This is a genomic window from Streptomyces sp. NPDC104226, assembly GCF_055584085.1.
This window is the reverse complement of the sequence record NZ_JBVJMS010000001.1, coordinates 125,911-139,236: the sequence shown is the minus strand read 5'-3', so window position 1 is coordinate 139,236 and position 13,326 is coordinate 125,911. Positions and strand designations below refer to the sequence as shown.

Genomic DNA, 13,326 nt, shown 5'->3' with positions numbered 1-13,326 from the left:
ATCCTCCATCCGCCACGCAAATGGCAATTGCAACCCTCGCCGCCGCGCCCCGCACCGAATGAGCACATGATGCGCACAGCACATCGTCCCAAGAGCAGCGGAATGTCGGAAAGTTGCCGCACGGCTCATGAGGAAGCCGCGCTCGCGCCGCGTGGTTGCAGGCTGCTTCGTCAGTGGGCCGCGTCGCCCACGGGAGGCCGGAACGGGAGGCTGGGTCGCGACCGGGGACAGCGGTGTAGGAGGATGTCGGGGTGATCGGAGACGAACCAGTGGTCACCACGACCACCCGCGACGGCGTGGCAGTCGTCCACATGCACGGAGAGGTCGACGCGGACAACGCTCCGGATCTCGGCCGCATCCTCACGAAGGCGGCGGCGAGCGGGTCCCCCCGCACCGTCGTCGACCTCTCGCAAGCCGGATTCGTCGACTCGTCCGTGCTCCACGCGCTCCTGGACGCACACCAGACCCACCGTGAGGCGGGGACGCTCTTCGTACTGGCCGGACCGCTGCGCCCGGCCGTTCGCAGACTCTTCGACGTCACCGGCACCGGATCCGTGTTCCGCATGACGGACAGCCTGGAGACCGCGCTGACATGCTGAGTTCACCAGCCCGCCGCCAAACGTCAGGGCGGCGGCATGACCGATACGAGGCGGGGCAGGCGGTCACGGTATGAGCCACCCCACAGCCGACGCCACCGGGAGTCCCACCCGAGGCGGGGAGAACGACGGAGCGGCCGGCGTCGTGCCGGGCACCGCCTCCGAGGCCCGTGCCGTGGTCCGGGCCCTTCTGCGGTGCGCGGACCTCGATCCGGACGCGGTCCCCGCGGTGGACGCGCTCCTGGTCACCTCGGAACTCGTGGCCAACGCCATCCGTCACGGAGGCGGCCTCACGGGGTTCCATGCCGAGATCACCGAGGACGGCACCCTGTGCATGTCCGTCAGTGACGCGAGCCCGGAGCTCCCGATCGTGCGCAGGCCGGCCCCGGGGCATCCGGGCGGTTACGGCTGGCGGCTCGTCCAGCAGCTCACCGCGGACCCGGCGGTACACCGGCACCCCGGAGGCAAGACCATCACCGTCGTCCTGCGCCTCACCTGATGCCTCCCGGACCGCCGCGACGCCGGCCGAGGCGGTGCGCGGGGACGGTGCTCGCGGGTGCCTCAGGCCGACCGGGGGACCGCGTCCTGCCGGGAAGGCAGCCTCAGCGGGGTGGCGACCGCCGAACAGAACTCGGCCAGCCCCGACGCCAGCGCGGCCCGCGAGGCCGCGGACATGGTGGCCATGGCCGTGGACAGCGCCTCGCGCCGACGCACGCGCAGCCGGTCGAGGTAGGCCCGTCCGGCCGGCGTCAGGCGCAGGAGCACCTCGCGGCGGTTGTCCGGAGCCGGACGGCGCTCCAGGAATCCGACCGCTTGGAGGCGGTCGCAGAGCCTGGTCACCGAAGGCGGAGCCGATTCCAGCAGTCTGCCGAGCTGCCCCGGGTTCAGCTCCCCGTGCCCGTCGACGAGAAACAGCACCCGAGCCTGGGCGGAGGAGACCGGCGGGGCGCTCGCCGTGTCGCGGCCCCGTTCCCAGACCACTTCCAGCAGCTCGATCAGCGCACTCATCTCCGCAACCGCTACCGCGGACACGGCGGGTCCGTCCGTGCCGATCTGCGGTTGATCCATGTGACACTCCCTACCGGGCGAACAGGTCGCCCTCCCCGGTGGTGGCGGACCAGCGGTTCGCGGCTCCCCATTTTGTCATTTGCACGAGAGGCGGCATCGGACCGGTGGCCGGAGACGAAGGAACGGGACGCGCACTGCGGGGCGCGGCCCCCCACGCGCTGTTCGACGAGGTCCGCGCCGCCCTGGTGCGCGAGCACGGGGCGAGCGGGGCCGAACTGCTGATGGCGGACTACGCCTCGACGCGGCTCCAGACGGTCACCCGGCACCCTTTCACGACCGAGTCCGTCTCCGCCCGCAACGGAGCCGAGGGCCGCGCCTTCGGCTCGCAGGAACCGTACGTGGCCGACGGGCCGGGCGGCGTCACGGTGCACCTGCCGGTCAGCGTGCGAGGGGACCGCCTCGGCGTGCTGAGCGTCCGCTACGAGGACGGCGCGTACACCCCGGGGAGACTCGGCCCGCTCGGAGAGGTGGCGGACGCACTCGCCCACGAGATCCTCGTCGCGGACCGCGAGACCGACGTCTTCCTCCAGGCGCGCAGGGCCAAGCGGCTCACCCTGGCCGCCGAGATCCAGTGGCAGCTGCTCCCGGGACGCTCCACCTCCCGGCCCGAGTACGACCTCGGCGGCCAGCTGGAGCCCGCCTACGCGGTGCACGGCGACAGCTTCGACTGGTCGGCGTCGGCCGACCACCTGACGCTGGCCGTCAACAACGGCACGGGCGAGGGGATCGATGCGGCCCTGCTCACCAGCCTCGCCGTCAGCGCACTGCGCAACGCGCGACGGGCCGACCTCGGCCTCGCCGACCAGGCGGCCCTCGCGGACCAGGCGGTCTACGGCCAGTACCAGGGGCGGAGCCACCTCGCGCTCCTGCTGCTCCGCTTCGACCTGGACACCGGCGAGGTCGACGTCGTGGACGCCGGGTCACCCCGCATCTGGCGCCTGCGCGCGGGCGTGGTGGAACCGGTGGCGCTGGAGGCCCAGCTGCCGCTCGGCATGTTCGAGGACACCGTCTACACCTGCCAGCGCATGAAGGTGCTGCCCGGCGACAGGCTGCTGTTCCTGAGCGACGGCGTCTACGACGTCCTGTCCCCGGCGGGGGAGGCCTACGGCCTGCACGCCCTGGCCCGCGCCGTCCTCAGGACCCGGCTGCTGCCGCCCTCCCAGGTACCGAGGGCGCTCCTGGAGGAACTGGCCGGCCACCGCGGCGGGATCGAGGCCGTCGACGACGCCCTGGTCGTCTGCCTCGACTGGCACGGACGCCCCGGTACGGAGCCGCGCGAGACGTAGGCGGCGCTCCGCCGCGGCCCTGCGCCGCATTCCGGAGGCGGGTGCACCGCCGGACCGGAGGGATGACACAATCATTGACGTCGTAAAACATTGCCTAACGGCAAATGATCGCTCTACGCTTGCCTCGACGTGGCCAGGCGTCCGGGGAGCTTCCACACCAGCGCTGGGAAGGGACGAACGCGACGCCATGGGGAGCACTCTCGGGCTGGGGGCCCAGCACCTGAAGGCCCGCATACCCTCGCCGCAGGAGCCGAATCCGGACCCGGGGTCCGCACGGGGGGAAGCCGACGACTCCCTCGCCCTGTGGAGCGGGGTACCGCCGTACGTCCTGCTCATCGAGGACGACGAGGGCGACGCCCTGCTCGTCGAGGAACTCGTGGAGGACAGCGGGATCGAGGTCCGCCTCGGCAGGGCCGGCTCCCTCGCAGGCGCCCTGGGACTGCTGGAGTCCGAGGCCCCGCAGTGCGTCCTGCTCGATCTGCACCTGCCCGACGCCCAGGGACTGGAGGGACTGAAGAGGATCCTCGCCGCGGCCGCCGAAACCGCCGTGGTCGTCCTCACCGGGCTCTCCGAGGAACGGGCGGGGCTTGCCGCCGTCGCCGCCGGAGCCCAGGACTACCTGCTCAAGGGACGTCTCGAACCCGACGTCTTCATGCGGGCCATCCGCTACGCCATCCAGCGCAAGCGCACCGAGCTGGCCGCCGCCGCCCTCCAGGCGGGCCGGCTCCGAGCCGAGGAGAACGCCCGCCTCGAACGCGGCCTGCTGCCGACCCCGCTGCTGCTCGACGACCCGGGCGGTGACGCCGTCACCATCTGCGCCAGGTACCAGCCCGGCCGCTCCCAGACCCTGCTCGGCGGTGACTTCTACGACGTCGTGCAGACACCCGACGGGGCCACCCACGCGGTCGTCGGCGACGTCTCCGGCCACGGCCCGAGCGAGGCCGCGCTCGGCGTGTGCCTGCGCGTGGCCTGGCGGTCCTTCGTCATGGCAGGAGCCCGGGGCGCCGAGCTCCTCGGGCTGCTGGAGCGGATCCTGCTCGCCGAGCGCTCCGGCCCGGAGATCTTCGCCACGCTCGTCTCCCTCACCCGCCCGTCCGGCGCCGGCGCCGTCCACGTCCAGCGCGCGGGCCACCCCGGCTTCCTGATCCGCCGCGCCGGCGACGTCGAGCTGAAGGTGGTTCCCGGCGGGCCCGCGCTCGGGATACTGCCGGGCTGGGGAGCCGGCTGGCCGGTCACGGAGGTCCCGCTGGAGGCGGACGGCGCGGTGGTGCTCTTCACCGACGGCCTGATCGAGGGACGCGTCGGCCCCGGGCCGGACCGCCTCGACGAGGGGGGACTCCTCACGATCGCCCGCCGGCACCCGGACCTGCCCGCCGAACCCTTCGTCGACTCGCTCATCCAGGAGGCACAGGGCCTGGCCGCGGACTGGGGCGGCCTGGCCGACGACGTCGCCGTCCTCCACCTCGAATGGAACACCCCCACGTGAACCCCTCGGTACAGCCCCCCGAACAGCCCCCGGAACGGGCCGGCGGCCGGCCCCCGGGCCGGCACCGGACGAGCCTGCGCGGGTGGCTCACCGCCGTACTGGCGGTCCTTGCCCTCATGATCGTGGGAACGGGCGCCCTCGGGGCCACCCTCCTCTCGCACACCACCACGGCCGGAAACCGGCTCGTCGACGGGATCCTGCCCGCACAGCGGGACGCCCTGCGGCTGGAGAGCGCCCTCCTGGACCAGGAGACCGGCATCCGCGGCTACCTGCTGGCCCGCGAGCCGGAACTGCTGGAACCCTACGAACGCGGCCTGGCGAACGAACGCGAGGCCGTGCAACGCCTCTCCGAGGTGCTCGACGACGACGCCGGGGCCCGGGCGGACCTGGAGGCCGTGGAAGCGGCCGCCCGCCTCTGGCGCGAGCAGTTCGCGGCACCGGCCATCGCCGCCGTGGACGACGGGGGAGCCCCGCCCTCGGTCCAGACAGGCAAGGACCGGTTCGACGAGCTCCGCCACCGGATCACCGACCAGCAGGACCGGCTGAACCGCATCCAGGCCGAGGCCCGCACCACCTTCGGCGAGGCGCGCTCGAAGCGCGACCACATCCTGCTCGCGATCGCCGCGGCCTTTCTGCTCGTCGCCGCCGGCCTCGCCGTCCTGCTGCACGTGGGCGTGCTCAGGCCGCTCGCCCAGCTGCGCACGGCCTCGCAGCGGGTCGCGGACGGCGCCTTCGACGAGGAGATCCCGCTCCGCGGCCCCGCCGACCTGCGGGCCGTGGCCGGCGCGGTGGAGGCCATGCGGCACCGGACCGTCACCGAGCTCACCGCGTCGAGGCGCAACGCGGAGCGCCTCGACCGCATCGCGGCGGAACGCGACGCCCAGACGGTGGAGCTGCGCCGCTCCAACGCCGAACTTGAGCAGTTCGCGTACGTCGCCTCGCACGACCTCCAGGAGCCGTTGCGCAAGGTGGCTTCCTTCTGCCAGCTCCTGGAGAAGAGGTACGGAGACCAGCTCGACGACCGCGCGACCCAGTACATCGGCTTCGCGGTGGACGGTGCCAAGCGGATGCAGGTGCTGATCAACGACCTGCTGACGTTCTCCAGGGTCGGCCGGGTCCAGGACGGACGCGAGCCGGTCGCCCTGGACACCGCCCTGGACCGGGCGCTGCGCAACCTGAGCACCGCCGTCGAGGAGAGCGGCGCCGAGATCGTACGCCCCGACCGGCTCCCGGACGTGCTGGGCGACTCGACGCTGCTGACGATGCTCTGGCAGAACCTGATCGGCAATGCCGTCAAGTTCCGGTCGCCCGACCGTCCGCCACGGGTCGAGGTGTCCGTGGTCGAGGCTCCGGCCGGCGGATCCGGCCTGCACACCTTCGCGGTCACGGACAACGGCATCGGGGTCCCGGCCGAGTTCGCGGAGAAGGTCTTCGTCATCTTCCAGCGGCTGCACGGCCGGGAGGCGTACGGCGGAACCGGGATCGGGCTTTCGCTGTGCAAGAAGATCGTCGAGCACGCGGGCGGTCACATCCACCTCGACACGGCCCAGCAGGTGGGCACCCGGATCGTCTTCACCCTGCCCGTGATCGAGCCCGCCGCCGAATCCGCCGACGGGCCCACCGACGGGCCCGCTTCCGCTTCCGCCGCCGCGGACGAGGCACCCGTACCAGCCGAAGGAACCCCCTGATGACCGAATCCGACGACCGCCGCCGCGCCACCCCCGCAGAGGTACTGCTGGTGGAGGACGACGCCGGCGACGAGCTGATGACCCGTGAGGCCTTCGAGGACAACAAGATCGGCAATGTCCTGCACGTGGTGCGGGACGGCCTGGAAGCGCTGGACTTCCTCTACCGGCGCGGCGAGCACACCAACGCCCCGCGTCCCGACCTGATCCTCCTCGACCTGAACCTGCCCAAGTACGACGGCCGGCAGGTGCTCCAGCAGATCAAGACGGACCCGGAGCTGAGCCACATCCCGGTGGTCGTGCTCACCACCTCCGCCGCGGAGGAGGACATCCTGCGCAGCTACAAACTGCACGCCAACGCCTACGTGACGAAGCCGGTGGACCTCGACCAGTTCATCCGGGCGATCCAGCAGATCGACGACTTCTTCGTCACCGTGGTCAAACTGCCCCGCGGACTGTAGGGCAGGGGCACCGGCACATGGGCCGAGAACACGATCAGAGACGTGGAAAGGCGGAGACGCACATGGATGCACACGACCCGAAACCGCGCAGCCACGTGACGACACGGTCCGAAGGGGACGTGCGCATCGTGGTCATGGCGGGCGAGTTCGACATGGACAACGTGGCAGCCCTGCGGGCCGCCATGGACCCGGAGGCGGAGGGCGTCGCCCGCTACGTCCTGGACGTGGCCGAGGTGACCTTCGTGGACTCCACCGCACTCGGCGTTCTCCTGCAACCCGCCAGGGAACGGCCGGTGATCCTGGCGGGGACCGTCCCGCCCAGGCTCGCCAGGCTCCTCGAACTCACCGGCGCCGAGATCGCGTTCGCCACCGCGCAGAGCGTCGCCGAGGCGAGCGTCATGACCGTCCCGCCCAGGGAGTTCTGACCGGTCCCCGGCCCCGGCGGAGTTGCCCCGGGCCCGACTCCGATGCGGCTGCGCGGGTTTGGATCCCGCGAGCCCGGCCATACGGGCGTCGAACAGCACGGGCGCGGCGCGGGACCGGTATCCGGCACCGCGCCGCGCCCGGGCGAACGGACCCGCCCGCCACGACCTCGAGGAGGCCCCGCCTTGACCCGGACCGACACGACCCCCGCCCACGCCACGGCCAGCGCGGGTGCCGGTGCGGCGCCGCACGACGAGCAGATCCGCCGCATCCGCCGGCGGCTGGAGCGGCTGATCGGCATCGCCGCGACCGAGGGCAACTCCGTGCTCCCGTTGCGCAACGGCGACGAGATCTTCACGGCGATGCTGGACGCCATCGGCGGTGCCCGCCACACCATCGACATGATGACCTTCGTCTACTGGAAGGGCGACATAGCCCGCCGCTTCGCGGAGGCCCTGGCGGAACGGGCGCGCGAGGGCGTACGGGTACGGCTGCTCCTGGACGGATTCGGCAGTCGCCTGATCGAGCGGGACCTGCTGGACCGGATGGCCGAGTCCGGAGTGGACGTCGCCTGGTTCCGCAAACCCGCCTTCCTCTCCCCGCTGAAGCAGAACCACCGGTGCCACCGCAAGGTCCTCGTCGTCGACGAGACCACCGCCTTCACCGGAGGCGTGGGCATCGCCGAGGAATGGTGCGGCGACGCCCGGGGCCCGGGGGAGTGGCGCGACACGCACGCCGAGGTCCGCGGACCCGCCGTGGACGGGATCGCCGCGGCCTTCGCCCAGAACTGGGCGGAGTGCCACCCCGAACTGTTCGACGAACGCGACCGCTTCGTGGACCACGCCCCCGCGGGCTCCGCCGTGGTCCAGGTGGTCCGGGGCTCGGCCGCGTTCGGCTGGCAGGACATGCAGACCCTCATGCGGGTGGTCCTCGAATCCGCCGAACAGCGGGTCCGCCTGGCCACGGCCTACTTCGCCCCCGACGAGTACTTCGTCGGCCTGCTCGCCGACACGGCGCGCAGGGGCGTGACGGTGGAGATCCTGCTGCCCGGACCCCACACCGACAAGCGGGTCTGCCAGCTCGCGGGACAGCACCACTACGAGGAACTGGCCGCGGCAGGCGTGCGCATCCACCAGTACCAGCCGACGATGATGCACGCCAAGATCATGACCATGGACGGGGTGCTGTCCCTCATCGGCTCGTCGAACTTCAACCGCCGCTCCCTCGACCACGACGAGGAGGTGATGCTCGCCGTGATGGACCCGGCCTTCACCCGGACCCTGGACGACCAGTACGACCAGGACCTGACCGTCAGCACACGGATCGACGCGAAGCGCTGGCGGCGCCGTTCACTGCCGCAGCGCGCCCGGGAACTGGCCGTCCAGCCGCTGCGCCGTTTCCTCTGACAGCAGGCGGTGCGCATCCGTTTGCCGCAGTCGTGGCTGTCAGTGCCGGGTGGCACTCTCGGGGCATGAGCGACGAGTCGTTGAACTGGCAGGATTTCCTTGGGCGCTGGCAGGCCGAGTGGGTACCGCGCGAGGACGCGCACGAGGCGGACGAGTCGGACGGTGCCGTGGACGACGGTGGACTGCCCGGTCGTCCCGGCGCGGACGAGGCGGCGATCGCAGGGGCCGAGGAGCGGCTGGGCAGGCGGCTGCCGCCCTCGTACCGCGCGTTCCTGGCGGTGAGCGACGGATGGTACGTGGACGAGACCGCCGGGGTGTACCGGCTCGGCGGCGTCGCGGACATCGACTGGTTCGGGGACCCGTTCGGCATGACCCCGACGGACGAGGAGACCCTCGGGCGGGACCCGGACCCGCAGGAAGTCCTCCTGGCCGGGATGTGGCGCCGGGCGCTGCGGCTGGAGACGGACTCCGACATGACGAACGCGCTCCTCGACCCGGGAGACACCGGCCCCGACGGCGAATGGGCGCTGTACGTCTACAGGGGCTGGAACGGTGAGACCCCGCGCCGCTACCCGTCGTTCCGGGCGTACATGGAGGCCATGTACCGCGGCTTCCACGGCGACCGGGCCGCCCAGCCCGACTTCGTGAACGCGACCACGCGGGCGCAGGACGCACGCGTCGAGGAAGCACGGCTCCTGGCCCTGCGCGGACGCCACGAGGAGGCGCTGCCCCTGCTGGAGGAGGCAGCCGCCTTCGGCCGGCCCTTCAGTCACTTCCTGGCCGGCCAGATCCGCGGGCTGTCGGGCGGCAGCGCGGTCCACGCGTACGGTCTGCTCGTGGCGGATCCGCACTACTCGGCGGAACTCCTCCCGCTGGAGGCCTCAGAACCGGCCCACAGCCCCGGGCGGTTCGGCGGGGACGACGGCTGGCTGCGGATGATGGCCGCGCGCGGGATCGCGCGGGACACCGCCGCGGCCGTGCTGGACGGGGTACGGGACGGCACCCACCGCTACGCGCCGCCCGGTGCATGGGGCCGGGCCGTGGCCGGAGCCAGGGAGGCGGCCCGCTGGGGCCAGACCGACTCCGCGTGGTCCGCCCTCCGGGAAGCGCTGCCCGCCTGGCAGTCTCCGGGGCCCCACCTGATCGCCCCCGTCGGCCTGCTCGCCGACCCGGTGCTGGGCCCGCTGGTCACCGCGGAGCGCGGCCGCGAGCTGCTCTCGGTCCCCCGGTCGGGGGAGACGGGGCCGCTGCCCGTGCCCCTCCCGGGGCTCGACCCGCCGGGCCTGTCGTGGCTGACCGACTCCGCGGGCAACTACCGTCCGGACTCCGGGTACCGGTGCCTGTGGGTCGAAGGGGTCGAACCGGCAGCGCTGCCCGCCCTGATCGGCGAGCCGGGGGCCGTGGCGAAGCCGCCGACGGCTCCCTTCGGGTACTGGGGGATGTCGCGGCAGTCGCGTGAGGACGTCCCCGCATGGGAGGACCGGGCCCGGGTCGCCCTCGGCCGGACGGCCGAGGGCTGGGCCTTTGCCTTCGAGGGCAGCGCGCGCCACCTGGACGGGCGGCGGTACGTGTCCCTCGCGCCGGGCGCCTCCGTGGCGGGCCGTGCGGTGGCGGTGTGGCGAGAGCCGAGAAGCGAGCACCCGGGCGCGGCTCCCAGCGCGTTCCACGTATCGGTGGCCGAGGACGGCAAGGAAATCTTCGCCTTCACCGTCCGGGGCGCCGACATCGAGCGCTCCGGTGCGATACCGCCGGGCCTGGATCCCGCGGCCCTCTTCCCCCGGAGCACCACCGAGCCCGAGGATGAGCGGGCAGCCCTCCGGGCCCTGCAGAGCGAACTCGGTCTCTCCCTGCCCCGGTTCGCCCTGGCGCGGGGCAGCCTCAGCTCCTTCACGACGCGCTCCTGGTCCCGGGCACCGCGCGAGGGCGAGACGTACGCCGTGCTCACCTTCACCCGCTTGCGGCACGGCGCCGGTGGCACCGGCGGCTGAACCCGCGAAGCGGGCGGACCGGACGGGGCGTGGCGGGCAAACGGTGCACGAACGGTGCACGATGCGGCAGCCCGGCCGACACCGGACAGTGGAGTGAACGGTCCACCTCATCTCGCGGAGGAGGCGGCATGAACGTCCATCCTGCGGTACCGGAGGAAACCCCGGCCGTGGAGGGCTCCACGGCCGAGGCCCACCAGGAGCGTCCCGACGGCGGAGTGTGGGAGCACCCGTGGTTCTTCCTCGGTCTGATCGTCCTCGGCGCTGTCCTGGTGGCGGGCTTCTTCGTGGCACGCGTCGCGGGCCTGTAGAGCGGTTCGGGGGCGGTCCGGTCGTGGAACGATGGAAGCCATATGCAGCGTGCGCGGTGGCCGTAGCCGCCGGCGCCGCCTTGGGCGGCGTGGCCGTCGACCCTGACAGCGACTGGTACCGCGCGCTGCACAAGCCGCCCTGGCAGCCGCCGGCCTGGGCCTTCGGCCTGGTCTGGACCCCCCTGTACGCCACGATCGCCTGGGCCGGTGGGCACGCGCTCGCACGAGCACCCGGTTCCGAACGCCGCGCACTGGGGCTCGGCCTCGGTGCGAACCTGGCCCTGAACGCGGCATGGAGCTGGGCGTTCTTCGGTCGTAGGAGTCCGGCATCCGGGGTGGTGGGAACCGTGCTGCTCGACCTGTCGAATCTCCAGCTCCTGCGCCGGATGCATCGCAGTGATCCGTCCGCAGCCCGCGCCCTCGGCCCTTACGCCGCATGGTGCGCCTTCGCCACGGCGCTGAACGTCGACATCGCACGACGCAACGCAGCCCCACAGCGGGTCGGCGAGGTGCATCCGACAGCCTGGTTCGAAGGGAAGAGCAAAGAGAAACCGTTCCGCCCCTTCTGAGGAGCAGCCGCCGTGGTCGCCGTCCAGCGCTCGTTCGTCGTTCCTGCCCCGCGGGCGGTACTCGTCGACTACCTGAAGGACTTCTCCCACACCACGGAGTGGGATCCCGGCACCAGAACGTGCGATCGGCTCGACGAGGGGCCTGTCCGGGTGGGATCGACGTGGAGCAATGTGTCCGTGTTCCGCGGCCGGGAAACGCGTCTCACGTACCGGCTGGTCCGCCTGGACGAGGAGCATGTGTCCTTCGTCGGCGAGAACTCGTCGGTGACCACGACGGACGATCTCCTCCTCACCTCCGCCGCGACGGGAACACTGATCACGTACCGGGCGCGGCTCGACTTCAAGGGGTTGCTCAAGCTCGCCGCTCCGTTCCTGCGGAAGGACTTCGACCGGCTGGCGGACGAGGTGGAGCGGGTGATGCCCCAGGTGCTGGGCAGACTGTGACGCGTGTGACGGCTCCGCACGTGCGTTCCGGGGACTGCCGGTCGGCCGCGTCTGCCGGGGCCGGCCCGGTCCGTACGGATTGGATGCGGGGATGAGTTCAGTGCACTGGTTGTTCGGGGACCAGCTCGGCCCGCACTTCACCGCCACCGCTGCCGGCGGGACACCGAGGAACACCCGGTGGCTGTTGATCGAGTCCCTGGCCGTGCTGCGGCGGCGCCGGTTCCACCGCGCCAAGGCCCATCTCGTGCTCAGCGCCATGCGGCACCGGGCGGCGGACCTGGGCGAGCGAGCCCAGTACATCCAGGCGGAGACCTACCGGGAGGGACTGGCGCGGGCCGTGGGCGACGCGCCCGTCACCGTGCACCACCCCACCTCCCGCGCGGCCCTCGCGCTGGTGACGTCCTTGCCGCAGGTCACGGTCCACCCGGCTCGCGGATTCGTGGTCGGACACCGGGAGTTCGCCGACTGGGCGGCGCGGCAGCAGGGCCACCGCCTCCTGCAGGAGAACCTCTACCAGCACACGCGCCGCACTCACGACATCCTCATGGAGGGGGACCGGCCGATGGGCGGCCGGTGGAACCTGGACCACGACAACCGGGAGCCCCCGCCCAGCGGTCGCGCCACCCTGGGCGCGCCGAAGCCGTACCGGCCGCACGAGGACGAGATCGACGAGGAGGTCCGGCGGGACCTGGACCGCTGGGAACGCGAGGAGGGCATCAGCTTCGTGGGGCGCGACGGTCCGCGCCTCTTCCCCGCGAGCCGCCGCGAGGCCCTGGCCGCCCTCGACCACTTCGTCACCCACCGGCTCGCCGGGTTCGGCGCCCACGAGGACGCCGTGCTGGCCGCCGACCCCGTGATGAGCCACAGCCTGCTGTCCTCATCGCTCAACCTGGGCCTCCTCGACCCGTGGGAGTGCGTGCGCCGGGCGGAGGAGGCCTACCGAGCCGGGCTGGTACCGCTCAACAGCGCCGAGGGTTTCATCCGGCAGGTCTGCGGCTGGCGCGAGTACGTGTGGCACCTCTACTGGCACCTCGGCGAGGAGTACCGGCACCGCAACGAGCTCCACCACACCGCGCCGGTCCCCGCCTGGTTCGCCGAGCTGGACGCGGACGCCGTGGAGGCCCGATGCCTGTCCACGGTGCTGGCGCAGGTACGGGACACCGGGTGGACGCACCACATTCCCCGCCTCATGGTCCTCGGCAGCCACGCGCTCCAGCGCGGCTGGGACCCGGCGCAGGTCACGGACTGGTTCCACCGGTGCTTCGTCGACGGCTACGACTGGGTGATGCTGCCCAACGTGGTGGGCATGTCCCAGTACGCGGACGGCGGCCTGATCACCACCAAGCCCTACACCTCGGGCGGCGCCTACATCCACCGGATGAGCGACCTCTGCAAGGGCTGCCGGTACCGACCGGCCGACCGCACCGGCGAACGGGCCTGCCCGTACACCGTCGGCTACTGGTCCTTCCTCGACCGGCACCGCCCGCGCCTGGCGGCCAACCCCCGCATGGCGCGCGCCGTACAGGGCCTGGACCGGCTCGGCGACCTGGCCGAGGTCGTGCGCGCGCACCGCGATGCGGGCGACGGTCCGGCCTGAGAGCGGTCC

The 13,326-nt window shown here is 72.4% G+C and carries 14 protein-coding genes; 13 read left to right on the top strand and 1 reads right to left on the bottom strand.

Translation table 11 applies throughout. The annotated features are described in order from the left end of the window. Positions 1 to 251: 251 nt before the first annotated feature. Both ACZ60J_RS00695 and ACZ60J_RS00690 read left to right on the top strand, forming a co-directional pair. Positions 252 to 599 carry an STAS domain-containing protein gene (locus ACZ60J_RS00695; RefSeq protein ID WP_469677683.1) on the top strand — a complete coding sequence of 116 codons (348 nt, stop codon included), beginning with the start codon at positions 252 to 254 and terminating at the stop codon, positions 597 to 599. A gap of 70 nt (positions 600 to 669) precedes the next feature. Then, a complete protein-coding gene (locus ACZ60J_RS00690) occupies positions 670 to 1,095 on the top strand; it encodes an ATP-binding protein (protein ID WP_469677681.1) in 426 nt (141 codons plus the stop codon). A 62-nt stretch (positions 1,096 to 1,157) separates the two neighbouring features. On the opposite strand, the gene ACZ60J_RS00685 is transcribed toward ACZ60J_RS00690, so the two are convergent. Further along, positions 1,158 to 1,664: a MarR family winged helix-turn-helix transcriptional regulator gene (locus ACZ60J_RS00685; protein WP_469677679.1), complete on the bottom strand. Its 507-nt coding sequence runs from the start codon at positions 1,662 to 1,664 to the stop codon at positions 1,158 to 1,160. 104 nt (positions 1,665 to 1,768) lie between these two features. Between ACZ60J_RS00685 and ACZ60J_RS00680 the strand changes: the two genes are divergently transcribed. The 11 genes from ACZ60J_RS00680 (at position 1,769) to ACZ60J_RS00630 (ending at position 13,317) form a co-directional block, all read left to right on the top strand. Next, on the top strand, positions 1,769 to 2,950 hold the full coding sequence (locus ACZ60J_RS00680) for a PP2C family protein-serine/threonine phosphatase (protein WP_469677677.1): 1,182 nt from the start codon (positions 1,769 to 1,771) through the stop codon (positions 2,948 to 2,950). A gap of 187 nt (positions 2,951 to 3,137) precedes the next feature. Continuing rightward, complete coding sequence (locus ACZ60J_RS00675; protein ID WP_469677675.1) at positions 3,138 to 4,436, top strand: PP2C family protein-serine/threonine phosphatase; 1,299 nt, start codon at positions 3,138 to 3,140, stop codon at positions 4,434 to 4,436. After that, a complete protein-coding gene (locus ACZ60J_RS00670) occupies positions 4,433 to 6,124 on the top strand; it encodes a sensor histidine kinase (protein WP_469677673.1) in 1,692 nt (563 codons plus the stop codon). The genes ACZ60J_RS00675 and ACZ60J_RS00670 overlap by 4 nt, the downstream gene beginning before the upstream one ends. Further along, positions 6,124 to 6,582, top strand: a complete 459-nt coding sequence (locus ACZ60J_RS00665; protein WP_469677671.1) for a response regulator — start codon at positions 6,124 to 6,126, stop codon at positions 6,580 to 6,582. Before ACZ60J_RS00670 ends, ACZ60J_RS00665 begins: the two co-directional genes overlap by 1 nt. Before the next feature lie 62 nt (positions 6,583 to 6,644). Beyond that, positions 6,645 to 7,007 (top strand): STAS domain-containing protein, encoded by a 363-nt coding sequence (locus tag ACZ60J_RS00660; protein ID WP_469677669.1) that lies wholly within the window; start codon positions 6,645 to 6,647, stop codon positions 7,005 to 7,007. Between the two features lie 183 nt (positions 7,008 to 7,190). Further along, positions 7,191 to 8,411 (top strand): phospholipase D-like domain-containing protein, encoded by a 1,221-nt coding sequence (locus ACZ60J_RS00655; RefSeq protein WP_469677668.1) that lies wholly within the window; start codon positions 7,191 to 7,193, stop codon positions 8,409 to 8,411. Positions 8,412 to 8,476: 65 nt separating this feature from the next. Then, entirely contained in the window at positions 8,477 to 10,399 is a 1,923-nt protein-coding gene (locus ACZ60J_RS00650) for an SMI1/KNR4 family protein (protein ID WP_469677666.1), read from the top strand. A 128-nt stretch (positions 10,400 to 10,527) separates the two neighbouring features. Continuing rightward, a complete protein-coding gene (locus tag ACZ60J_RS00645; RefSeq protein WP_469677664.1) occupies positions 10,528 to 10,707 on the top strand; it encodes a DUF6480 family protein in 180 nt (59 codons plus the stop codon). Positions 10,708 to 10,763: 56 nt separating this feature from the next. Beyond that, positions 10,764 to 11,276 carry a TspO/MBR family protein gene (locus ACZ60J_RS00640; RefSeq protein ID WP_469677662.1) on the top strand — a complete coding sequence of 171 codons (513 nt, stop codon included), beginning with the start codon at positions 10,764 to 10,766 and terminating at the stop codon, positions 11,274 to 11,276. A 12-nt stretch (positions 11,277 to 11,288) separates the two neighbouring features. Then, positions 11,289 to 11,720, top strand: coding sequence for an SRPBCC family protein (locus tag ACZ60J_RS00635; RefSeq protein ID WP_469677660.1), 432 nt, complete (start codon positions 11,289 to 11,291; stop codon positions 11,718 to 11,720). A gap of 91 nt (positions 11,721 to 11,811) precedes the next feature. After that, on the top strand, positions 11,812 to 13,317 hold the full coding sequence (locus tag ACZ60J_RS00630; protein ID WP_469677659.1) for a cryptochrome/photolyase family protein: 1,506 nt from the start codon (positions 11,812 to 11,814) through the stop codon (positions 13,315 to 13,317). Positions 13,318 to 13,326 lie beyond the last annotated feature (9 nt).

Bases quoted from the DNA above. Each gene is read 5' to 3' on its own strand.
- ACZ60J_RS00690 (WP_469677681.1), top strand. From the start codon at position 670: ATGAGCCACCCCACAGCCGACGCCACCGGGAGTCCCACCCGAGGCGGG.
- ACZ60J_RS00685 (WP_469677679.1), bottom strand. From the start codon at position 1,664: ATGGATCAACCGCAGATCGGCACGGACGGACCCGCCGTGTCCGCGGTA.
- ACZ60J_RS00675 (WP_469677675.1), top strand. From the start codon at position 3,138: ATGGGGAGCACTCTCGGGCTGGGGGCCCAGCACCTGAAGGCCCGCATA.
- ACZ60J_RS00665 (WP_469677671.1), top strand. From the start codon at position 6,124: ATGACCGAATCCGACGACCGCCGCCGCGCCACCCCCGCAGAGGTACTG.
- ACZ60J_RS00660 (WP_469677669.1), top strand. From the start codon at position 6,645: ATGGATGCACACGACCCGAAACCGCGCAGCCACGTGACGACACGGTCC.
- ACZ60J_RS00650 (WP_469677666.1), top strand. From the start codon at position 8,477: ATGAGCGACGAGTCGTTGAACTGGCAGGATTTCCTTGGGCGCTGGCAG.
- ACZ60J_RS00645 (WP_469677664.1), top strand. From the start codon at position 10,528: ATGAACGTCCATCCTGCGGTACCGGAGGAAACCCCGGCCGTGGAGGGC.
- ACZ60J_RS00630 (WP_469677659.1), top strand. From the start codon at position 11,812: ATGAGTTCAGTGCACTGGTTGTTCGGGGACCAGCTCGGCCCGCACTTC.